Source organism: Nocardia sp. NPDC001965 (assembly GCF_053594175.1).
This window is the reverse complement of sequence record NZ_JBSFDZ010000007.1, coordinates 127482-149000: the sequence shown is the minus strand read 5'-3', so window position 1 is coordinate 149000 and position 21519 is coordinate 127482. Positions and strand designations below refer to the sequence as shown.

Here is a 21519-nt window from a genome sequence, read left to right as displayed (position 1 = left end):
GGGCCGCACCGTTTTTACGGACGGTATCCGCTGTTCTCGTTATGGCTATCTCTGTTTTCGTGATCTGCGTGACCCTGTACAACATGCCGGATTCGACGGTGCGGACCAGGTCCATCGGCCCCGTGACCGACGTCATGCATCCATACCTGCAGCAGGATTGGCACCTGTTCGCACCCAATCCACCCACGGTGAATAGAAAACTCTGGGTCTCGGTACGGGTGGAGAGAGGTCCGGACGTAGTCGAATTACCCGAGTTCGATATCCAGTACGCAATAGAGGATATGCCACGATCGCGTCCCTGGCTGCCGACGAAGCAACCCGAGGTGACTCGTGCGAGCCAGGATCGGATGCGCAGCTATGTATCCGAGCTGATCGCGATCAAAGAGGCACCCGCGGAACAGCAGGCCGGGCTGCACCGGGATCTGAACACCAGATTCCAGGGCAGTCTTCGGTCGATTTCCCGAATTATTTCGAAATACGCCGAAGCTCGGTATCCCGAACTGCGAATACTCGAGGTTCGGGCTCGCTTCACCCAGACCGATATCGTCCCTTTCTCGCGGCGGTTCTCCACCACGGACACCATGACGGAGCGGGATGTGCTCGAAACCGCGTGGTTCCCGTTCGTTCCCGGCGTAGGCGGTGAGTGATTCCATGCTCACCGCGATATGGTCACGGACGGATCCTTGGATCCAGCGACTCTCGATGCGGCCGGGTCGGCTGATCGGACTGGCCCTGTTGAGGATATTCCTAGGTATCGCCGGCTGCATCTTCTACCTGTCGGATTACGAAACCCGTCGATATCTATGGGGCCCGGACGCCTACATGACGGTGGAAACTTCCCGCGAAGCCGCTCACCCGGCGGCCTATTCCCTGTACTTCTGGAGCGAATCCCCCGCCTGGTTCGAGTTTATTTTCCACGCCGGAATCCTGACCGCTGTGTTGTTCACTGTTTTTGGTGGACGCTGGCTCACCGGGATCCACGCAGTTTTCCTCTGGTCGATCTACGTTCGTAACGAGGAAGTACTGGAAGGCGGCGATAATCTCGCCAGGATTCTTCTGCCGTTGATGGTTCTCACCGTCACCGATGCTTATCTCGCACCAGGGGCGGACCGACGCCGGACGAAGATCATGGCAAAAATCGGCCGGGCGCGACCATCGGTACTCGTGCACAACTTCGTGGTCACCGCCCTGCTTGTCCAGATCGCCGTCCTCTATCTCGTTGCCGGGTACTGGAAAGCGACAGCGGAGATCTGGACCAACGGAACGGCGATTTACTATATAAGCAGCCTGCACCAATTCTCGGCGACATCAGTGTTCGGGGAAATGATGCAGAACGCATATCTTTCCTGGGCAGTCGGATACGCGACCATCATCATCGAAGTCGCGGTACCGTTCGCAATCTGGACCAAGCGCGCACTGCTCCGAAAGGGAACGGTTGCGCTCCTGGAAGGAATGCACGCGGGAATAATCGTTTTCATGGGCCTGGTCCCTTTCGGATTGATAATGATCGGCGCCGATTCCCTGGTACTGAACGATCACGATTATCAGAGGATGTGGCGACGGCTCCGATCAGCGTTTCGAAATCTCCGCAAGGCGGAATCGGCAATCCCGGCGACAGCTCCGGCGCCACTTACCGGGATTTCGGCGATGGACGCGGATCGATACTGATAAGGTGGCCCGGTGCAGAAACATCTGTTGCTGGTCAGGCAGATCGGCTGGATAATAATAATGATCATCGCGGTACTCCGCTGCCTGTCGGCCGAGTCGGGGGGCGATTGGGCAGCCGGATTCCTCACGCTGGTATTCATGCTTCTCGCCACACGATTCTTCCTCGTTCCAGGAACAAATATCGCCCCCTTTCCGGTGCTGCATCTCGAATCCCTTTCGATCTTTATTTCCATTCCGGCCTTCTTCGGGGTACCCGATCGGACTGCGGAATTGATGCAGTTTCCGCTGTGGTCTTGGGGGGCGCTGGTGGTAGCCGTTGTATCGGCCCGGTTCATATCATCCACCCTTACCGTCGACACTCCCGTCGAGAACGAATTGGTCTTCCCCTTGGAGCAGGGGCGGTGGCTGATCGGAGAGGGGGATAATCGCCTGTTCAATCACCATTGGCCGGCAAAAAGTCAGCGGGCAGCGCTGGATATCATCGGAATATCAACCCTGTGGTCTTCCCGGAAGAGGTTCCGGGAAGGTGCGGACAGCGGCCGCATCATATTCGGGGCGCCGGTGTACGCCCCCTGCTCGGGTCGCGTCGAGCAAGCCTGGGACGACACCCCGGACGGAGACGCGAACTGGCCGCGGTCCGGGGGTAACGAGATCGCGATCGACAACGGATCGGAGGTGGTGTTCCTCTCGCATCTGCGGCACGGAAGTGTGCAGGTCGTGGTGGGCCAATTCGTCGAAGCCGGTGAGCGCGTCGGCGCTGTCGGCAATTCGGGCAATTCCAGCGAGCCCCACCTTCACATCCATGCCGAAAGTGACGGCGAGCCAAGATATTTGGTGTTCCAGGGAATGCGCATGAGGTTCCACAAGGGCGCCGTTGTCGATACCCCGGGTAAAGAAAGGCAGCCGGCGACTTGAGCACCCGGTCGGCCGGGGCCGGGCGACCGGTTGCTCGCTGAGGGAAGCCGTCCGGTTCGAGGTCGCGCCGTCGCTGGACCGGCACTACGGCGATGCGATACCGAACTCGGCGTCCGTCGATCGACGCCGGGCTGTGCCTACCCTGCCGAGCTTCCGGCCGGATTCTATTCAGTTCCGCCGGGCTTCCAGGGCTTCGTGCAAGGTGACGGCCCATTGGTGGACGATCTGTTTGCGGCGAGCGGAATCATCGGTCAGGACATCGGCCAGGCCGAGCCCGCGCGCCAGGTCCAGGGTGGCCTGGACCAGGTGATGGGTGACCGGATCGGAGTCGTCGACCCCGAGCGCGTGAACGGCCCGTCGATGGGCGCCCCGGCCGAAGCGGGCTTCCAGCGGCACGATTCGTTCGCGTAGCGCCGGGTCGGCGGCGGCGTGCGTCCAGACCTGGAGGGCGGCTTTGAACAGCGTGCTGGTGTAGGACTCGACCAGCGCGGCCACCACCGCTTCCGTGCGGGCCAGGCCCGGTTCGGTGTCCACCGTGGATACGGCCTGGTCGGTGCGGGTGTCGAACATGTAGGTGAGTGCGGCGGTGATCAGATCTTCACGGGTGGGGAAATGATGCTGGGCCGCACCCCGCGACACCCCGGCGCGTTCGGCGACCACCGCCACTGTGGCCGCTGCCCATCCCTTTTCGGCCAGGCAGTCGATGGTCGCCTCGAGGAGCCGCTGCCGGGTGGCCCGGCTGCGGTCCTGTTTGGGTTCGTGGGGTGTCGCCATAGCGGCCTATTCTGCCGAGGGCGTTTCGGCGGCCGGGACGGCCCAGCGCGGTGGGCGCCGTTGCAGGAACGCGGTCATTCCCTCGATCACTTCCTCGGTGCCGAAGAAACTGCCCGAGCGGGCGGCCAGTTCGTCTGCGGAGCGGTCGAATTCGGCGAGGATCGGCGCGGTGGTGAGGCGTTTGCTCTCGGCGAGACCCTGCGGAGAGCCCTTGCGCAGTTCGTCCAGCAGTTCGGCGGTCCGGGCGGTCGGGTCGCCGGTCGCCAGGGTGATCAAGCCGATGCGCTCGGCGGTATCGGCGTCGAACTTCTCACCGGTCAGGAAATACCGGTCGGCCGCGCGCGGGATCATCCGGGGCAGCAGTGTCAGCGAGATGACGAACGGGGCCAGGCCGAGCCGGGCCTCGGTGAGCGCGAAACTGCTGGACAGGCCCGCGACGGCGATATCGCAGGCGGCGAGCAGGCCCATCCCGCCGGCGCGCACATTTCCGTCCACCCGCGCGATCACGGGCTTCGGGAGTTCCAGAATGGTGCGCAGCAATCGCACCATCCACTGGGTGCGGATATCGGCGGCGGCCGCGGGGTCGGCGGCCACCGCCTCCTTGAGATCCGCGCCGGCGCAGAAGGTGTTGCCGGTGTGGGTCAGGACCACACCCCGCACCCGGGGGTCGGCGGCAGCGCGTTCCAGCCCGTCCAGGAGTTCGGTTACCAGACGCGCGGAGATCGCGTTCCGGTTGTGCGGGGAGTCGAGGGTCAGGGTGACGAACCCGTCCTCGACGGCGTAATCGACGATCCGGGTCTCGGTTCCGGTCACGGTGGTCCTGCCTTTCCAGCCGGGCCGGGGCGCACTACCCCGGCCCGTGGCGCTCAGTAGGACTTCGGCAGACCCAGCGAATGCTGGGCGACGAAGTTGAGGATCATTTCCCGGCTCACCGGCGCCACCCGCGCGATGCGGGCCGCGCCGAGCATGGCGGCCAGACCGTATTCGGCGGTGAGACCCGACCCGCCGTGGGTCTGGATGGCCTGGTCGAGGGCTTTGATACTGGCTTCGGCCGCCGCGTATTTGGCCATGTTCGCGGCTTCGGCGGCACCCATCTCGTCACCGGCGTCGTAGAGGGTGGCCGCTTTGAGCATCATCAACCGGGCCAGTTCGAGTTCGATCTTCACCTGCGCCAGCGGATGCGAAATACCCTGGTGCGCACCGATCGGAGTCTTCCAGACCGTACGCTCCCTGGCGTATTCCACCGCCCGGTCGATGGCGTAACGGCCGACGCCGACCGCCATGGCGGCACCCATGATCCGCTCGGGATTCAGGCCCGCGAACAACTGCATGAGGGCGGCGTCCTCGGTGCCGACCAACGCGGTGGACGGTAGCCGGACATCGTCGAGGAACAGCGTGAACTGGTGGTCCGGTTCGATGATGTCCATTTCCTGCGGGGTCTTCGCGAACCCGGGCGCGTCGGTGGGGACGATGAACAGCGCGGGCTTGAGTTTCCCGGTCTTGTGGTCCTCGGTGCGGGCGACGATCAGCACCGCTTCGGCCTGGTCGACCCCGGAGATGAAGATCTTGCGGCCGGTGAGCAGCCAGTCGTCACCGTCGCGGCGGGCGGTGGTGGTGATCTGATGCGAATTGGAGCCGGCGTCGGGCTCGGTGATACCGAACACCATTTTGGCCGACCCGTCGGCGAGCTTCGGGAGCCATTCGGATTTCTGCTCGTCGGTTCCGTACTTGGTGATGATGGTGCCGCAGATCGCCGGGGACACCACCATCAGCAGCAGGCCCGCGCCCTGCGCGGACAGTTCCTCCATCACCAGCGCCAGTTCGTACATGCCGGCGCCGCCGCCGCCGTATTCCTCCGGCAGGTTCACGCCCAGGAAACCGAGCTTGCCCGCCTCGTTCCACAGTTCGTCGAGCGGCTCGTTCTTACGCGCCTTGGCCAGCACATAATCGCGGTAGCCGTATTTGGCGGCCAGCCCCGCGACCGCGGCCCGCAACTCTTTGCGTTCGTCGGATTCGATGAAGCTCATTGCTCACTCCTGGTTTTCGGCGGCGGGATCCACCACGGCGAGAACGGTGCCGACCTCGACCTGCCGGCCGACCTCGACATTGACGGCACTGAGCACCCCGTCCACCGGCGCGGCGACGGTGTGCTCCATCTTCATGGCCTCGAGCCACAGGATCGGCTGCCCGGCGGTGACGGTGCTGCCGACCTCGGCGCCCAGCCGGATCACACTGCCCGGCATCGGCGCCAACAGGGATCCGGTGGCGATCTGGTCGGCCGGATCGGTGAAGCGCGGCAGTCGCCGCACACTCACCGGGCCGAGCGCGGAATCGACGCAGACGAGATCGTCGTAGCGGGCCACGGCGAACTGCCGGCGCACCGGCCCGTGCTCACCGGGCACCGCCAGCACCACTTCACCGGGGGTCGCCGTGATCAACTCCAGGCCGGGGTAATCCGTCACTTCGATACCGGTCCGGGTGAACCGATAATCGACATCGTGGGTGCCCGTGGTCCGGCTCTCGTAGGACTTGCGCTGCGACTGCGCGGGCAGATTGCGCCAGCCGCTCGGGATACCGGCGACCACACCGGCACGGGTCCGGTTCGCGGCCGATTCGGCCAGCGCGGCCGCGACGATCGAGAGCTTCTCGTCGGCGGCGGTGAGCACGGGTGCGGCGAGCGCGTCCAGGCCGTGGGTGGCGAAGAACGCGGTATCGGTATCGCCGGCCAGGAACGCGGGATGACGCAGCACCCGGACCAGCAGGTCGCGGTTGGTGACCAGGCCGTGGATCCGGGCCCGCTGCAACGCCCCGGCCAGCAACCGGGCGGCCTCGTCGCGGGTGCGGCCGTAGGAGATGACCTTGGCGAGCATGGGGTCGTAGTGCACGCCCACCACGGATCCGTCCACCACTCCGGAATCCAGCCGGACGCCGGGTCGCGTCGGGAGATCGAATTCCGTGAGCACCGAGGAGATCTCGATATGGTGCACGGTGCCGCTCTGCGGCTGCCAATCCTGCGCGGGATCCTCGGCGTAGAGCCGGACCTCGATGGAATGGCCGCGCATGGGTGGCGGTTCGGGGTCCAGTCGCGCGCCCTGCGCGATTTCGAGCTGGAGCGCGACGAGATCGAGACCGGTGGTGCATTCGGTGACCGGGTGTTCCACCTGGAGCCGGGTGTTCATCTCCAGGAAGTAGAACTCGCCGGCCTCGTCGGCGAGGAACTCGACCGTTCCGGCTCCGGTGTAGCCGATGGCGGCAGCGGCCTGCCGGGCCGCGTCGAAGAGCCGGGCCCGCATACCGTCCGCTGCCGGGCCGGTGCCGTCGATCCGCTCCACCAACGGTGAGGGCGCTTCCTCGACCACCTTCTGGTGGCGGCGCTGGATCGAGCATTCGCGTTCGCCGACCGCCCAGATGGTGCCGTGGGTATCGGCCAGCACTTGGACCTCGATATGGCGGCCGGTCTCCAGATAGCGCTCACAGAAGACGGTCGGATCCCCGAAGGCCGATTCGGCTTCGCGCCGGGCCCCGGCGAGCTGCCCGGGGAGTTCGGCGAGGCTGCGCACCACGCGCATCCCGCGGCCACCACCGCCCGCGGATGCCTTGACGAGCACCGGCAGTTGCGCTTCGGTGACTTCGTCCGGGTCGAGCTCGGCCAGCACGGGGACGCCGGCGGCGTCCATCATCTTCTTGGCCGCGACCTTCGACCCCATCTCCTCGATGGCGGTGGCTCCAGGGCCGATCCACACCAGTCCGGCGGCTTCCACAGCGCGCGCGAATTCCGCGTTCTCGGAGAGGAATCCGTAACCGGGATGGACGGCGTCGGCGCCCGCGGCCTGCGCCGCGGCGATGATCAGATCCGCCCGCAGATAGGTCTGCGCCGGGGTGTTCCCGGGGAGCCGGACAGCGGCGTCGGCTTCGGCCACGTGGGGTGCCGCCGCGTCGGCGTCGGAGTACACCGCGACCGTGCCCAGGCCGGCCCGGCGGCAGGTCGCGAAGATCCGGCGGGCGATCTCCCCGCGATTGGCGACCAGGACACTGGTGATGAGCTGCGAATTCGTCACGTCCGGCCTCACATTCGGAAGACGCCGAAGGATTCGGCGCCCTGGATCGGGGCAGTGTGGATGGCCGACAGGGCCATACCGAGCACTGTGCGGGTGTCGCGCGGGTCGATGACCCCGTCGTCGTAGAGCCGCCCGGACATGAACATGGCCAGCGATTCCGCCTCGATCTGGGCTTCCACCATGGCCCGCATCCCGGCGTCGGCTTCTTCGTCGAAGGCCTGTCCGCGGGCTTCGGCCGAGGCGCGGCCGACGATGGAGATCACACCGGCCAGCTGCGCGCCGCCCATCACCGCGGATTTCGCGCTGGGCCAAGCGAATACGAACCGGGGGTCGTAGGCGCGGCCGCACATACCGTAGTGACCGGCGCCGTAGGAGGCACCCATGAGTACGGAGATGTGCGGGACCTTGGAGTTGGAAACCGCGTTGATCATCTGGGCACCGTGTTTGATGATGCCCTTCTGCTCGTATTCCTTGCCGACCATGTAGCCGGTGGTGTTGTGCAGGAACAGCAGGGGGGTGTTGGTCTTGTTGGCCAGCTGGATGAACTGGGTGGCCTTCTGCGATTCCTCGGAGAACAGCACACCGCGCGCGTTGGCGAGGATACCGACCGGATACCCGTGCAGTTCGGCCCAACCGGTGACCAGGCTGGAACCGTAGCGGGGTTTGAATTCGTCGAAATCGGAGCCGTCGACGATCCGGGCGATCACCTCGCGCGGGTCGAACGGGATCTTGAGATCGGGTGGGACGATGCCGAGCAGTTCGTCCGGGTCGTACAGCGGTTCGAGCACCGAGGGGCTCGGGGCCGGGCCCTTTTTCTTCCAGTTCAGCCGTTTGACGATACGCCGGCCGATCCGGATAGCGTCCTGTTCGTCGAGCGCGTAGTAATCGGCCAGGCCCGATACCCGGGCGTGCATATCGGCACCACCGAGGGATTCGTCGTCGGATTCCTCGCCCGTGGCCATCTTCACCAGCGGCGGGCCACCCAGGAACACTTTGGAGCGTTCCTTGATCATCACCACGTGATCGGACATGCCGGGGATGTAGGCGCCGCCCGCGGTGGAGTTGCCGAAGACCAGGGCGATGGTCGGGATACCGGCCGCCGACGCCTGGGTGAGATCGCGGAACATCCGCCCGCCGGGAACGAAGACCTCTTTCTGCGTGGGCAGATCGGCGCCGCCGGATTCCACCAGGGAGATCACCGGCAGCCGGTTCTCCCGGATGATGTCGTTGACCCGCAGTGTTTTCCGCAGTGTCCACGGGTTGGAGGTACCACCACGAACAGTGGGATCAGGCGCGACGATCATGCATTCCACGCCCTCGACCACACCGATTCCGGCGACCGTGCTCGCACCGACCTGGAACTCACTGCCCCACGCGGCCAGCGGGCACAGCTCCAGGAACGGAGAGTCCTCGTCGATGAGCAGTTCGATCCGTTCGCGGGCGGTCAGTTTGCCGCGTTTGCGATGCCGAGCCAGTTTTTCCGGGCCGCCGCCCGCGATGACCTTCGCGAACTCCGCCTCGACCTCGGCGAGCTTCGCGGTCATCGCCTCGGCCGCCGCGGTGTAGTCGCCGCCGGCGGTGTCGAGGGTGCTGCGCAGTGTCGTCATGCCTGGTATCCCAATCGTTTCGCGGCCAGGCCGGTGAGGATTTCGGTGGTGCCGCCGCCGATACCCAGGATCCGCATATCGCGGTACTGGCGCTCGACCTCGGATTCCCGCATATAGCCCAACCCGCCGAACAGCTGAACCGCCTGGTTGGCGACCCATTCACCCGATTCGACGGCGGTGTTCTTGGCGAAGCAGACCTCGGCGATCAGATCGGTCTCCCCGGCCGCGGCCCGCGCGGCGACATCGCGGGTGTACACCCGGGCGATATCGACCCGGCGTGCCATCTCGGTGACGGTGTTCTGCACGGCCTGACGGCTGATCAGCGGACGGCCGAAGGTTTCCCGGGAACGTACCCAGTCCAGGGTGAGGTCCAGGCAGCGTTGCGCGCTCGAATACGCCTGGACCGCGAGACCCACCCGCTCGCTGACGAACGCGGACGCGATCTGCAGAAAACCGGAGTTCTCCGGCCCCACCAGATTCGACACCGGGACCCGGACATCGGAATAGGACAGTTCGGCGGTATCGGAGGCCCGCCAGCCCATCTTGTCCAGTTTCCGGCCGACCGTGAAACCGGGGGCGCCCTTCTCGACCACCAGCAGCGAGACACCGGACGATCCGGGGCCGCCGGTGCGGACGGCGGTCACCACGAAATCGGCGCGGCAGCCGGAGGTGATGTAGGTCTTGGCGCCGTTGACGATGTAGTGGTCGCCGTCGCGGCGGGCGGTGGTGGTCAGATGCCCGACATCGGAACCGCCGCCGGGTTCGGTGATGGCCAGTGAACCGATCTTCTCCCCGGCCAGAGTCGGTTTCACCCAGCGTTCGATCTGCTCGGGGTCGCCGGCGCCGATGAGATGCGGTACGGCGATACCGCAGGTGAACAGCGAGGCGAACAGCCCCCCGGAGACACCCGCGTAGTGCAGTTCCTCGCAGACGATCGCGCCGTCGATTCCGTCGCCTCCGGCCCCGCCCGCGGCCTCGGGGAACTGGATACCCAGCAGTCCCAGCGCACCGGCCTTCTTGTGCAGATCGCGCGGGATCTCCCCGTCGCGTTCCCAGTCGTCGAGGTGGGGCAGGATCTCGCGTTCGGCGAACGCGCGCACGGTGGCACGCAGTTCGCGGCGCTCCGGTGTATTCCAGACGGTGCTCACGGCAGCAACTCCAACGGTATGTCGAGATAACGGGACCGCAGCCATTCGCCGAGTCCCTTCGCCTGCGGATCGAACCGGGCCTGATAGGCCACGCCTTCACCGAGCAGACCGGAGATCAGGAAGTTCAGGGCGCGCAGGTTCGGCAGGACATGCCGGGTGACCTCCAGCGCCGCGGTCTCGGGCAGCAGTTCGCGCACCCGGTCGACCGTGAGGGTGTGGACGAGCCAGCGCCATTGTTCGTCGGTGCGCACCCAGACACCAATATTGGCGTCACCGCCCTTGTCGCCGCTGCGGGCCAGCGCGATCGTACCGAGCGGGACCCGCTTCGTCGGCGCCGACGGAAATCGTTCGGGGAGTTCGGGTTCCGGAACCTCAGCCAGTTCCCGGGTCTGCGACGGTCCGCCGACCAGCACCTGGCAGCCGGCCGGTCGATGGGCGGTGTGCGAGACCTCGGCGGCATCGACGTACCCCGGGCGATAGACACCGTAGGGCGAGCCGTTACCGGGCGGGGCGGTGAAACTGCATCCCGGATAGCTGGCCAGGGCGAGTTCGACAGCGACGCTGGAGAAAGCGCGCCCCACCTTGTTCGGGTCGGGGTCACGGACCACACAGCGCAGCAGGGCGCTGGCCTGTTCCTCGGTATCGGCGTCGGGGCGGTCCAGCCGGGCCAGCGTCCAGTCCAGTTCGGCCGGGCGCTGCGGCAGCCAGGACTCCAGCTGCCGCCGGGCCAGCGCGGCCTTCTCCTCGATATCGAGACCGGTGAGGATGAACTCCATCTCGTTGCGGAACCCGCCGAGCGTGTTGAGCGAGACCTTCAGTGTGGGTGGCGGCGGTTCTCCCTCGACCCCGCGGATCGCTACCCGATCCGGCCCGTCGGCCGCGAGTTCGACCGTATCGAGCCGGGCGGTGACATCGGGACCGGCGTAGCGCGCGCCCTGGATCTCGTACATGAGCTGCGCGGCAACCGTATCCACGGTGACCGCGCCACCGGTGCCCGCGTGTTTGGTGATGACGCTGCTGCCGTCCGCGCGGATCTCCGCGAGCGGGAACCCGGGCCGGCCGAGGTCGGGGAGTTCGGTGAAGAACGCGAAATTGCCGCCGGTGGCCTGGGTGCCGCATTCGATCACGTGACCGGCCACCACCGCTCCGGCCAACTGGTGGTAATCGGTGCGTTTCCAGCCGAAATGCGCGGCGGCCGGGCCCACCACCACCGAAGCGTCGGTGACGCGCCCGGTGACCACCACATCCGCGCCCGCTTCCAGGCATTCGGCGATACCCCAGGCCCCGAGATAGGCGTTTGCGGTGAGCGGTGACCCGAGATCCAGTTCGGCGGCGCGGCCGGTGAGATCGTCGCCGTCCACGTATCCGACGCGGACCTCCAGGCCGAGCCGGGCCGCCAGTTCCCGTACCCTCTCCGCCAGTGCTGCCGGGTTCAGGCCACCGGCATTGGCGACGATCTGGACATCGCGTTCGAGCGCCAGGCCGAGGCAGTCCTCGAGCTGGCGCAGAAAAGTCTTGGCATAGCCGAGGCCGGTGTCCTTCATCCGGTCGCGACCCAGGATCAGCATGGTCAGTTCGGCGAGATAGTCGCCGGTCAGGACATCGAGCTGTCCGCCTTCGAGCATTTCGCGCATCGCGCCGAACCGGTCCCCGTAGAACCCGGAACAGTTACCGATCCGGATCAGGCCGGGATCGGCAGCCAGACCACTCATGAGCGGTTTCGCCTCCCTACCGCGGGACCGGGCGGGGTCGCCGGTATGCGCCCGTGGCTGTCCGCGTACCGCCCCAGCATCACAGGCGGCCGGTAAAAAATCAAGCACGCGTGCTTGTTAATTTCCCGGACCCCTACCCCGGCCCGCGCCGAGGCGAAGACCAGGCACAATAGGGTTCCGTGTCCACCGATGTCGCCGTAGTTCTGCTGTTCACCCTCGCCGGATTTCTCATCGGCGGCGCCTACACCACCCGGAAGACCACCCGGCCGCTGTCGATCGCCCTGGGAGCTTGCGCCGTGCTCGCGGCGGTGGGCGCGGTGTTCTGGCTGCTCTGAGAACCCCCGGGCCGAGGCTCGAGGCGAGCACCCACCCGGGAACCGGTCGATTGACCAGGTTTCGGACGCCTCACCAGGGGCAACACTGAGCACACGGCGCGCTGCGCGACAGGCCGGAAGTCGCGGTGAACCAGAGCCCGGGCTGCGCTCGGCTCCACCGAACTCCCCTGGCACCGCACCGCCGGAACACGCGCCGGCCCTGCCCCTCTGCGCCGGGCACGGCCGGCGCACCTTCCGTCCGGTCGGCCCATCAGCCCTCCCGAACGTCGGTCCCGCTGACCAGGGGATGGCCCGGGTCTTCCGCCCGTTTCCGAAGATGAGGATCCACCCGGATGGGCGCACCGGAAACCGGCATCCACCGCCGCTGGCCGACGTCAGAGGCCGGGCCGGTGTCAGAGCCAGCCCATCTGCTCCGCGACCCGTACTGCCTCGGCGCGGGTCCTGGTGGAGGTCTTTCCGATGGCAGCGGAGAGATGATTACGCACCGTCCCCTCCGAAAGGTGCAGGCGCCGCGCGATGGTCGCAGCGGTGCCGCCCTCCGCCGCGGCAGCGAGAACTTCGCGTTCCCGGGCCGTCAGCGGCGACGTACCCGCTGTCAGGGTTTCGGTGGCCAACGCCGGATCCACCACCCGCAGGCCCATATGGACCCGCCGGACCGCATCGGCCAGTTCCCGGGCGGGAGTGTCCTTGACCACGAACCCACCCGCGCCGGCGTCGATCGCCCGGCGCAGATAGCCGGGTCTGCCGAAGGTCGTCACCATGAGCACCCGCACCTCGGGATGCCGCGCGCGCAGTTCGGCCGCCGCGGCGATACCGTCGGGCCCCGGCATCTCGACATCGAGCAGCACCACATCCGGCTTCGTCCGCGCGACTGCTTCCAGTACCTCGTCACCGCGCCCCACCTCGGCGACCACCTCCAGATCGGATTCCAACCCGAGAAGTGCGGCCAGCGCGCCACGGACCAGCGCCTGATCGTCGGCCAACAGCAGCCGGATCACAACAGGACCGTCCCGCGCGTCGTCCCGATATCGAGCCGCAGCGCAGCGGGGCCGAGCCTCCGCGACGCCGCGCGCGCCGGATGTCGGGGCGCGGATCCCACCTCATTCCGGAACTGTGACGACCACACGGACTCCTCCTCCTACCGGCTCCGACAATGCCACCACTCCCCCGGCCGCCGCGGCACGTTCCCGCAATCCCGCCAGCCCGGAGCCGACGGCCCCCGTGCCGATCCCGCGTCCGTCGTCGGCGACCTCGATACTGCGCGACGTCACCGTGACGACGCAGCGCCGGGCCCCGCTGTGCCGCACCACATTCGTCACCGCCTCCCGCAATGCCCAGCCGAACAGCTCGTGCTCCCCCGGCGGCAGTTCCTGCGGGTCGGGCAGGTCGGCGGCGATACCGGCGGCATCGAGTGCGGCGCGCGCGTTACCGAGTTCCCGGCGCAAACTCACTTCGCGCAGGCCGCCGACGGTATCGCGGACACCGGCCAGCGCATCCCGCGCCAGGGTCTCGATATCGGCCAGCTCGGTCCGGGCCCGGTCCATATCGATATCGAGCAGCCGCTGGGCGAGCTCGGTTTTCACGGTGATGACGGTGAGCGAGTGGCCCAGGATGTCGTGGACGTCGCGGGCCACTCGGTTGCGTTCGGCCGCGATCGCGAGTTCGGCCTGCTGACGACGGGCCAGCTCGGTCAGCCGCGCGCCGCGTACGCCCAGTTGCCGCAGGGTCCAGATGACAACGGGTACGAAGGCCACGTACAGCGGGACGCCGGACGCGCCCGGCACGATCAGCACGGGCAGCAGGATCGCGAGCGCCACCGCCGCACACACGATGCCCGAGGCCCGCGCGGGCAACCGGAATACGGCGACGACCGCGATGTAGAGGATGCACGGCACCGCGGCGATGCCCAGCGACACCACCAGCGCGCCTGCGCACAGCACCATCACCGCGAGAATCGGCCACACCCGGCGATCGGCGGGCGGCAGCGCCGGTGGACCGGGCCGGCGGGGTTCGCGCAATCCGGCCAGCGACCAGACGATCAATGCCGCGTACCCGGCCAGCGCCGGTGTCGCCACGAGCGCGGCGGGTTGATCCTGTTGCCGCCAGAGCTGCAGGACCGGTGTCACCAGATATGCGAGCCACACCACCGCGATCAGGGCGCCCAGCCGGCTGCGACCGCCACCGTCGGCCGCGAAGACGCCGGTGCGGGCCAGTCGTTCCAGGAAACCGGTCGCGCGCGGCACCGCGGCGCGGGGCCTCATGCGCGGCCCCGGATCGATTCGGAGGCAGCTGTCCCGCCGCGGAGCCGGCGGCCGGCGCGGTGGTCGATCACGAAGACCGACCGTACCGAAAAGCCGCCGGACCACGGCGGCGGCATCGGTAGCGGCAGCTCGGGGCGCATCGCCGCTCAGCGCGCGGTATCGCGGCGGAACATCAGGGCCGCGCCGCCCACGAACACGGCGGTCCAGAGCGCGATGTTCACGACCGCCAGGGTGATGGAGGACCCGCTTGTCGCACCGAACGGCATCCGGACCAGGGTCGCCACCCCGTTGGTGGGCAGTAGCGCGGAAACGGTGCCGAACCAGCCGTTCAGCGGAACGAACAGCCCGCCGCCGAACGACAGCGCGGCCAGCGCCGGACCGAGCAACTGCATGACGTTCTCCGACGGCAGCAGGTATCCGATGAACAGTCCGAAGGCCGCGAAGACCAGCGAGGACGCCCACGCCAGCAGGAAACAGAACACCCAGGCTGTCACGGTGAGCCGCGCCCCGACCACCGCGCCCACAGCGAAGACCACCGCTACCGAGAGCAGTCCCAGCACCATCGCGACGACGGCTTTCGTGGCGATATAGGAGATCGGGCGCAGCGGGGTCAGCCGCAACTGCCGGCTCCAGCCCTGCGCTCGTTCGATCGCCACCATCGCACCACCGCTGGTGGTCGCCACCATGGCGCCGTAGACGGCCAGTGACACCATGACGTATCCGGTCATGTTCCCCGATCCGAAGGATTGCTCCCGGAAATCGGATTGCAGCCCGAAGATGGCGAAGAACACCGGCGGCATGATCAGGGTGACCAGCAGGGTGCGTCGATTGCGCAGCAGCCGTATCAACTCCATTCGCAGGAAACCGAACCGGAACCCGCCGGGAAAGCGGCCTTCGGGGAGGGAGGTGCGCGCGTCGAGAGTGGTCATCGGTGATCTCCGGTGGTGAGGGTGAGGAACGCGGATTCGAGATTGTGCGAAGTGATCTCGATATCCACGGCGGTCGTCTCGGTGAGCAGATAGCGGGCCAGAGTGTCGGAATCCCGGGTGTGCACCAGGATTCGCTCACCGGCCAGTTCGATATCGTCGACCCCGGGAACGGCCAGCAGCCGGGCCGGCTCGGCACCGGGCAGTGTGGCGGCGACCGTACGGCCCGCGGCCATATTCTTGATCTCGGCGGCGGTTCCGTCGGCCACCACCCGGCCGGCCCGCACCAGCACGATGCGGTCGGCGTAGGTATCGGCCTCGTCCAGGTAGTGGGTCGCGAAGACGATCGTGCGGCCGCGCCGGGAATCCTCGCGCATCGCGCTCCAGAACTCCCGGCGTCCTTCCACATCCATCCCGGTGGTCGGCTCGTCGAGCACGATGAGATCGGGATCCGGCAGCAGCGCCAGCGCGAACCGCAACCGTTGCTGCTGCCCGCCGGAGCATTTACCCACGCGGCGCCCGCCGATCTCGGTGAGCCCGGCACGGGCCAGCACTTCGTCCACCGGCCGCGGCCGGGCGTGCAGACTCGCCACGAGCCGGACGGTTTCGCTGACGGTCAGATCGGGCAGCAGACCGCCCGATTGCAGGACCGCCGCGACACGGCCCGCCGCCACGGCCCGTGCCGGATCCATGCCGAAGATCCGTGCGGTCCCGGAATCCGGTGCGGCCAGGCCCAGCACCATGTCCAGGGTGGTGGTCTTGCCCGCGCCGTTGGGCCCGAGGAAGGCGACTATCTCCGCGGGCGCGACCACCAGGTCCAGTCCGTCGACGGCCCGGATATCGCGACCGCCCGGTACCCGGAATCCTTTACGCAGACCGCATAGTTCGATCGCCGCCGGGCCGGGCGTACCGGAACCGGCCGTTTCCGCCGCCGGCCCGTTCGTCACTGTCGATTTCATGACTCCACGGTCTCCCGCGCGACGGCCCGATACCCCTACCTACTGTCACCGAACAGCCATGACGATTGTCATGGCTGTTCGGTGCGGCGGAAAGTGCGGCTCGGCTACGGGCTTCGGTGGTGGCTTCCGGTTCCGCGTTCAGCCGGCCTGCAGCAGGGCGGTCTTCAGTTCACGCGCCGCGGCCTCGGGATCGTCGGCGGCGGTGACCGCACGCACCACGACGACCCGCTCGGCGCCCGCGGCCAGAACTTCGGCGAGGGTGACACCGTCGATACCACCGATGGCGAACCACGGCCGACTCGGCTCGGCCGCCGCGGTTTCGCGCACCAACTCCAGCCCCGCGGGCGTACGCCCGGGTTTGGTGGGCGTGGCCCACACCGGACCGGTGCAGAAGTAATCGATGTTCTCGTCGGCCGCGGCCAGCCGGGCCTGTTCCCGGTCGTGTGTGGATCGCCCGATCACCGCATCCGGTCCGAGGATCTTGCGGGCGTACCAGGGTGGCAGGTCGTGCTGACCCAGGTGCAGGACATCCGCACCCGCCGCCAGCGCGATATCGGCGCGATCGTTCACCGCCAGCAGCGCCCCGTGCCGGCGGGTAGCGGCCTTCAGTTCGGCGAGGGCCGCGAGCTCACCCTTGGCTTCGAGCGGACCGAACTGCCGCTCCCCGGGCGACCCCTTGTCGCGCAGCTGGACGATATCGACACCACCGGCCAGCGCCGCTTCCGCGAACTCGGCCAGATCTCCCTTCTCCCGGCGGGCATCGGTGCACAGGTAGAGCCGGGCCGTGTTGAGACGGTCGCGCGGGGGCAGCGGTCGGCGAGGGGAGGACGGTTGCACAACTGCCACGGTAACCGCGCTAACGTGGAGAAGTTGCAGGAGGTGGAACGTAGTGCGAACATCCGCGCGCGCGGCGCGGGCGGCGAACCGGACAGGACCGGCGCGAGCCGGCCGGACGCTCCTCCACCGATCCGGCGGTTCCGCCGACGCGATTCGACCCCACGACGGCACCCCGAGGAGGTGGCACAGGTGAGCGAACCGGCCACCGGCTCGACACTGGCCGTCGTCGGGGGCGGAGTGATCGGACTGGCTGTGGCCTGGCGAGCCGCCGAGGCGGGTTGGACGGTCACCCTGTTCGATCCGGCCGTGGGCACCGGCGCCTCCTGGGTGGCCGGCGGAATGCTGGCTCCCCTCTCGGAGGGCTGGCCCGGCGAGGACGAGGTGCTGGAGTTCGGTGCCGCCGCACTCGCCCGCTGGCCGGATTTCGCGGCCCGGCTCCGAGCTGTCACCGGAGTGGACGTTTTCGTCGCCGCCGAGACCCTGACGGTCGCCCAGGACACCGCCGACGCCACCGACCTGCGCACCGTCGCCGAATGGGTCGGCGCGCGCGGACACGAACTGCGGATACTGGACCGGGCCGGGGTCCGCGAACTGGAACCGGCGCTGGCCCGCACGGTCCGCGCGGGACTGCTCGCCCCCGCCGAACCGGCCGTCGACAATCGGCTGCTGATCACCGCCCTGCGCAAGGCGGTGGCCGAAGCCGGGGTGACCGTGCGTCCGGAGCGGGTCGGCGACCTCGCCGAACTCGGGCAGCAGCAGGTGGTGCTGGCCGCGGGCGCAGCCTCGGCCGATCTGTGGCCCGGGCTGCCGGTCCGGCCGGTGAAGGGTGAGATCCTGCGGCTGCGGCACCGCCCCGGCGCGCAACCCCCACCCACCCGGGTGGTCCGCGCGCGGGTCCACGGGCGGCCCGTGTACTTCGTCCCCCGCGCCGACGGACTGGTGCTCGGCGCCACTCAGTACGAGGCCGGTTTCGATACGGCGGTCACCGTGGCCGGGGTCCGCGACCTGATCGGCGATGCCGAGACCGTCCTGCCCGGTATCGGCGAGTACGAACTGGCCGAGGCCCAGGCCGCGTCGCGACCCGGCTCCCCCGACAATCTTCCGCTCGTCGGACGCCTGTCCGACCGCGTGATCGCGGCCACCGGGCACGGACGCAACGGCATGCTGACCAGTGCGCTCACCGCCGACGCGGTCCTGGCCGAACTCCGCGGGAAGCCGCTGGCCGAGGCCGCGGCGGCCGATCCGCACCGGTTCACGGCAACATCTTCAGGAGGTAGTCGATGACACAGTCGTCAACACACGGGGCACCGGCGCACGGATCTTCCGTGCCGATCGGGGTCACGGTGAACGGCATCGACCACGAATTCACCGAACCGCTCACCGTGCGCGAACTGCTGGAACGCCTGGAACTGCCGTGTCAGGGCGTGGCCCTGGCGGTCGACGGCACCGTGTTCCCCAAATCGCGCTGGGACGAAACGGTGGGTCGCGGCTGGGAGATCGATGTGCTCACGGCGGTCCAGGGTGGCTGACGAAACGCTGCGCATCGCCGACCGCACCTTCGGTTCCCGGCTGATCATGGGTACCGGCGGCGCGGAGAATCTGACGGTGCTGGAGGAGGCCCTGCTCGCCTCCGGTACCGAACTGACCACCGTCGCCATGCGCCGGATCGACGCCGCGGGCGGTACCGGCGTGCTCGACCTCCTGAAGCGGCTCGATATCGCACCGCTGCCCAATACCGCCGGCTGCCGGACCGCGGCCGAGGCGGTGCTCACCGCCCAGCTGGCGGCCGAGGCACTCGACACCACCTGGGTCAAACTCGAGGTGATCGCCGACGACCGGACCCTGCTACCCGACCCGATCGAGCTGATCGATGCCGCCGAGCAGCTGGTGGACGCCGGTTTCACCGTGCTCCCCTACACCAACGACGACCCGGCGCTGGCCCGGCGGCTCGAGGATGCGGGCTGCGCGGCGGTGATGCCGCTGGGCGCCCCCATCGGTACCGGTCTGGGTATCGGCAATCCGCACAATATCGAGATGATCGTCAGCCGCGCCCAGGTGCCGGTGATCCTGGATGCCGGGATCGGTACCGCCAGCGACGCCGCGCTCGCGATGGAACTCGGCTGCTCGGCGGTCCTGCTGGCCACCGCGGTGACCCGGGCCAGGCATCCGGCGCTGATGGCGGCCGCCATGGCCGACGCGGTGCGGGCCGGCTACCGGGCGCGGGAGGCGGGCCGCATCCCGAAGCGGTTCTGGGCTCAGGCGTCCTCACCCGAGCGGTAGATCCCCGAGGCCGGGCCATCCGGGAGTGGGAGCCGGGCCGGGGCCGGGCTGCAGGTGGCCGATGGTCCTGACACGGTGAGGGCTGTCGCGGATCACCGATAGACGCGGGTCGGTTCACCCGGCGCTGATGAGTCTGGGGTTACGCCATCTCGGAGCGAGGCGATTCGGCGACCACGGCTGCGAGGTCCGGCCAGATCTCCGCAGCCGTGGTGAATCCGACCATGGATGAGTCAACGGCCCACGAAATGGAGGTCAGAGCCTACTGGCCGACTCCGCACCACGCGGCGAACCCTCGCAAGCTCTCCGTGCTCCGTGCTTCCTGACGCGCCAGCACCCGCACAGTCTCGTGCACCATCGGGTGGTACCGGGTCTGAATCGGCGCGATCTTGCGGGCCGTGTTCAACGCCTCGAGCGTCTTCGTTCGATCACCGTGCAGCAGGAACGCCCGGCCGAGATCGATGTACAGGTGGCCGGCGCGGGACTTCGGGGTATTCGTCGGGAGTACCAAGTTCTCGGCGCGCTTCACCGCCTCTGTTCCGTCCAACATTTCCACCGCCAGGCCCACCGCCCAGATGTCGGTATTCGCCTGGCCGAAGTTCATCACCGGATCGTGAAAGTCGGAGGGCCCTACCCGCGCGGCCGCCGACTGCGCTTCCGCCAGGTGGGCGTCCGCGGCGTCGCGGTTCCCCGACCGGGCCGCGGCAAGGCCGGACTGCAAGTGCAGGGTTCCCCAAGAGATCAGGCTCTCGAGGTCCGCCCCGTCGATTTCTGACTCCAGGTCCTTGCGGCACTGGTCGAGATAGACAACGGCTGTGTTCCAGTCACCGGCCGAGGTCAGCACCGATGCGCGATGGAACTGGGCACAGGCCATCCACAAGCGCGACCCGGACAGGGCCCCCGCCCAAGCCATCCGCTCGACAGCCAGCGTCGCCAGGTCGGTATATCCGAGCTTGTGCGCCAGACTCCGTGACGACGTGTACAGCTCACACAGCAGCAGGAAACCCTTCTCACGCTCCCGACCTTCGGTGCTGTGCACCAGTGCGCGAACCTCGGTCAGCAGCGCGGGCAGATCACTGGACAGCCGATAGAAGTTGGTCTCTCGCCGGTGCTTCCGAATCTGGGCCACATCCGCAGCGATCGCCGCGAACGGTCGCGGCACCACCCCGGCCGCCGGGAGATCGTGCGCCGCGAGTTCGACGCGGATCACAGCGATACCCGCGGCAACGTCACTCTGTTCCCTGGTGGTCCGTGGGTAGGGCTGTCCCATCAGTTCGGCCGGTGCCACCTTCAGAGCCCGCGCACACGACGACACGAATGCCGCACTCGCCGGTGCTCGCCCCTGTTCGACCGCGCGCACCAGCGACACCGACACGTGCGCTTCCGTGGCAAGCCGCGGCTGCGACCACCCCACCGATTTCCGCATCTCCGCCACGCGCTGGCCGACGCCCACCTGCGTGCTCATCGATCCCCATCCTGTCTCAGCGCCTGACAACAGCATGACAAAAACCCTTGGTACTTCACAGGGCCCGCCGAGTTGAAGCTGAAATCAGCACCCGTCCCGGATTGAACCCCGACGCCCGGAGCCGGGTGCCTTCCAACTGTCGGGGTCGGGGATGCAGGGGCGTGCAATGGTTGGGGAACTCCCGAGAGCAATCGCGATGATCCGCAAGGACATCCAGGGCGACGGGGTTGACGTCTTCCGTGTCGCCGACCGACACGGCTATCGCCTCGTGTGGACGGTCCGCCTCGATACGGGCCCGCTGGCAACCGCGCTGATTATGGCCGGCGCCATCATGGAACACGGCGCGACCGCGGTGATCGTCCCCTCATTCGAGCACGCCGACGCGGTACGGCACGCGATCACCGAGCACGCCGCCTTGCTCACTCCGGTGTGCGTCTACCCGCGCAGGCATCGGTGGCCGGTCGTGCAGCTGTGAGCGGCCACAGCGTCGCCCTGGTCCTGCTCTCTGCTTTCCTGGCCTGGTTCTCCGTGGTGATGTTCCGGGGGTGATACCGAATCCGGTAATGCCTACCCGTAC

21 protein-coding genes are annotated in these 21519 nt (G+C 67.8%); 8 read left to right on the top strand and 13 right to left on the bottom strand.

The window, feature by feature from the left end; all coding sequences use genetic code 11:
• The first annotated feature begins 41 nt into the window (after positions 1-41).
• From ACWCPQ_RS13620 to ACWCPQ_RS13610, 3 genes are read left to right on the top strand one after another with little or no spacing between them, the layout of a single operon-like run.
• Complete coding sequence (locus tag ACWCPQ_RS13620; protein WP_449898169.1) at positions 42-647, top strand: DUF5819 family protein; 606 nt, start codon at positions 42-44, stop codon at positions 645-647.
• A complete protein-coding gene (locus ACWCPQ_RS13615; protein WP_449898167.1) occupies positions 640-1668 on the top strand; it encodes a hypothetical protein in 1029 nt (342 codons plus the stop codon). Before ACWCPQ_RS13620 ends, ACWCPQ_RS13615 begins: the two co-directional genes overlap by 8 nt.
• A 12-nt stretch (positions 1669-1680) precedes the next feature.
• The gene (locus tag ACWCPQ_RS13610; protein WP_449898164.1) at positions 1681-2583 is read left to right on the top strand and encodes a M23 family metallopeptidase; all 903 of its coding nucleotides are present in this window, start codon (positions 1681-1683) and stop codon (positions 2581-2583) included.
• 168 nt (positions 2584-2751) lie between these two features.
• Here ACWCPQ_RS13610 and ACWCPQ_RS13605 read toward each other — a convergent pair whose 3' ends face one another.
• Genes ACWCPQ_RS13605 through ACWCPQ_RS13575 form a run of 7 tightly spaced genes read right to left on the bottom strand, consistent with a single transcriptional unit; the run spans position 2752 to position 11882 of the window.
• Complete coding sequence (locus tag ACWCPQ_RS13605; RefSeq protein WP_449898162.1) at positions 2752-3357, bottom strand: TetR/AcrR family transcriptional regulator; 606 nt, start codon at positions 3355-3357, stop codon at positions 2752-2754.
• Between the two features lie 6 nt (positions 3358-3363).
• Positions 3364-4170, bottom strand: coding sequence for an enoyl-CoA hydratase family protein (locus tag ACWCPQ_RS13600; RefSeq protein WP_449898159.1), 807 nt, complete (start codon positions 4168-4170; stop codon positions 3364-3366).
• A 53-nt stretch (positions 4171-4223) separates the two neighbouring features.
• Positions 4224-5384, bottom strand: coding sequence for an acyl-CoA dehydrogenase family protein (locus tag ACWCPQ_RS13595; RefSeq protein WP_449898157.1), 1161 nt, complete (start codon positions 5382-5384; stop codon positions 4224-4226).
• A 3-nt stretch (positions 5385-5387) separates the two neighbouring features.
• Positions 5388-7415: an acetyl/propionyl/methylcrotonyl-CoA carboxylase subunit alpha gene (locus ACWCPQ_RS13590; RefSeq protein ID WP_449898155.1), complete on the bottom strand. Its 2028-nt coding sequence runs from the start codon at positions 7413-7415 to the stop codon at positions 5388-5390.
• A gap of 8 nt (positions 7416-7423) precedes the next feature.
• Positions 7424-9022 (bottom strand): acyl-CoA carboxylase subunit beta, encoded by a 1599-nt coding sequence (locus tag ACWCPQ_RS13585; RefSeq protein WP_449898153.1) that lies wholly within the window; start codon positions 9020-9022, stop codon positions 7424-7426.
• On the bottom strand, positions 9019-10170 hold the full coding sequence (locus ACWCPQ_RS13580) for an acyl-CoA dehydrogenase family protein (protein WP_449898151.1): 1152 nt from the start codon (positions 10168-10170) through the stop codon (positions 9019-9021). The genes ACWCPQ_RS13585 and ACWCPQ_RS13580 overlap by 4 nt, the downstream gene beginning before the upstream one ends.
• Entirely contained in the window at positions 10167-11882 is a 1716-nt protein-coding gene (locus ACWCPQ_RS13575; protein ID WP_449898149.1) for an acyclic terpene utilization AtuA family protein, read from the bottom strand. The genes ACWCPQ_RS13580 and ACWCPQ_RS13575 overlap by 4 nt, the downstream gene beginning before the upstream one ends.
• A 179-nt stretch (positions 11883-12061) precedes the next feature.
• Here ACWCPQ_RS13575 and ACWCPQ_RS13570 point away from each other — a divergent pair, with 179 nt between their 5' ends.
• Positions 12062-12217, top strand: a complete 156-nt coding sequence (locus ACWCPQ_RS13570) for a hypothetical protein (RefSeq protein WP_449898146.1) — start codon at positions 12062-12064, stop codon at positions 12215-12217.
• Positions 12218-12609: 392 nt separating this feature from the next.
• On the opposite strand, the gene ACWCPQ_RS13565 is transcribed toward ACWCPQ_RS13570, so the two are convergent.
• The 5 genes from ACWCPQ_RS13565 to thiE form a co-directional block, all read right to left on the bottom strand.
• Positions 12610-13215: a response regulator gene (locus ACWCPQ_RS13565; RefSeq protein WP_449898144.1), complete on the bottom strand. Its 606-nt coding sequence runs from the start codon at positions 13213-13215 to the stop codon at positions 12610-12612.
• Between the two features lie 102 nt (positions 13216-13317).
• A complete protein-coding gene (locus tag ACWCPQ_RS13560; RefSeq protein WP_449898142.1) occupies positions 13318-14478 on the bottom strand; it encodes a sensor histidine kinase in 1161 nt (386 codons plus the stop codon).
• Between the two features lie 146 nt (positions 14479-14624).
• Positions 14625-15407: an ABC transporter permease gene (locus tag ACWCPQ_RS13555; RefSeq protein WP_449898140.1), complete on the bottom strand. Its 783-nt coding sequence runs from the start codon at positions 15405-15407 to the stop codon at positions 14625-14627.
• Positions 15404-16363, bottom strand: a complete 960-nt coding sequence (locus ACWCPQ_RS13550) for an ABC transporter ATP-binding protein (protein WP_449898139.1) — start codon at positions 16361-16363, stop codon at positions 15404-15406. Before ACWCPQ_RS13550 ends, ACWCPQ_RS13555 begins: the two co-directional genes overlap by 4 nt.
• Positions 16364-16501: 138 nt before the next feature.
• Complete coding sequence (gene thiE / locus ACWCPQ_RS13545; RefSeq protein ID WP_449898428.1) at positions 16502-17200, bottom strand: thiamine phosphate synthase; 699 nt, start codon at positions 17198-17200, stop codon at positions 16502-16504.
• Between the two features lie 189 nt (positions 17201-17389).
• Here thiE and thiO point away from each other — a divergent pair, with 189 nt between their 5' ends.
• From thiO to thiG, 3 genes are read left to right on the top strand one after another with little or no spacing between them, the layout of a single operon-like run.
• Positions 17390-18484 carry a glycine oxidase ThiO gene (thiO, locus tag ACWCPQ_RS13540; RefSeq protein ID WP_449898136.1) on the top strand — a complete coding sequence of 365 codons (1095 nt, stop codon included), beginning with the start codon at positions 17390-17392 and terminating at the stop codon, positions 18482-18484.
• Complete coding sequence (gene thiS / locus ACWCPQ_RS13535; protein WP_449898134.1) at positions 18481-18729, top strand: sulfur carrier protein ThiS; 249 nt, start codon at positions 18481-18483, stop codon at positions 18727-18729. The genes thiO and thiS overlap by 4 nt, the downstream gene beginning before the upstream one ends.
• Positions 18722-19480, top strand: coding sequence for a thiazole synthase (gene thiG, locus ACWCPQ_RS13530; RefSeq protein WP_449898132.1), 759 nt, complete (start codon positions 18722-18724; stop codon positions 19478-19480). Before thiS ends, thiG begins: the two co-directional genes overlap by 8 nt.
• A gap of 259 nt (positions 19481-19739) precedes the next feature.
• Here the strand turns inward: thiG and ACWCPQ_RS13525 are convergent, their stop codons facing one another.
• Positions 19740-20942, bottom strand: coding sequence for a helix-turn-helix domain-containing protein (locus tag ACWCPQ_RS13525; RefSeq protein WP_449898130.1), 1203 nt, complete (start codon positions 20940-20942; stop codon positions 19740-19742).
• 166 nt (positions 20943-21108) lie between these two features.
• Between ACWCPQ_RS13525 and ACWCPQ_RS13520 the strand changes: the two genes are divergently transcribed.
• A complete protein-coding gene (locus ACWCPQ_RS13520) occupies positions 21109-21417 on the top strand; it encodes a hypothetical protein (protein ID WP_449898128.1) in 309 nt (102 codons plus the stop codon).
• Positions 21418-21519: the final 102 nt, after the last annotated feature.

Coding starts and splice junctions, on each gene's coding strand:
- ACWCPQ_RS13620 (WP_449898169.1), top strand. CDS start 42: ATGGCTATCTCTGTTTTCGTGATCTGCGTGACCCTGTACAACATGCCG.
- ACWCPQ_RS13605 (WP_449898162.1), bottom strand. CDS start 3,357: ATGGCGACACCCCACGAACCCAAACAGGACCGCAGCCGGGCCACCCGG.
- ACWCPQ_RS13595 (WP_449898157.1), bottom strand. CDS start 5,384: ATGAGCTTCATCGAATCCGACGAACGCAAAGAGTTGCGGGCCGCGGTC.
- ACWCPQ_RS13585 (WP_449898153.1), bottom strand. CDS start 9,022: ATGACGACACTGCGCAGCACCCTCGACACCGCCGGCGGCGACTACACC.
- ACWCPQ_RS13575 (WP_449898149.1), bottom strand. CDS start 11,882: ATGAGTGGTCTGGCTGCCGATCCCGGCCTGATCCGGATCGGTAACTGT.
- ACWCPQ_RS13560 (WP_449898142.1), bottom strand. CDS start 14,478: ATGAGGCCCCGCGCCGCGGTGCCGCGCGCGACCGGTTTCCTGGAACGA.
- ACWCPQ_RS13555 (WP_449898140.1), bottom strand. CDS start 15,407: ATGACCACTCTCGACGCGCGCACCTCCCTCCCCGAAGGCCGCTTTCCC.
- ACWCPQ_RS13550 (WP_449898139.1), bottom strand. CDS start 16,363: ATGAAATCGACAGTGACGAACGGGCCGGCGGCGGAAACGGCCGGTTCC.
- thiS (WP_449898134.1), top strand. CDS start 18,481: ATGACACAGTCGTCAACACACGGGGCACCGGCGCACGGATCTTCCGTG.
- ACWCPQ_RS13525 (WP_449898130.1), bottom strand. CDS start 20,942: ATGAGCACGCAGGTGGGCGTCGGCCAGCGCGTGGCGGAGATGCGGAAA.
- ACWCPQ_RS13520 (WP_449898128.1), top strand. CDS start 21,109: ATGGTTGGGGAACTCCCGAGAGCAATCGCGATGATCCGCAAGGACATC.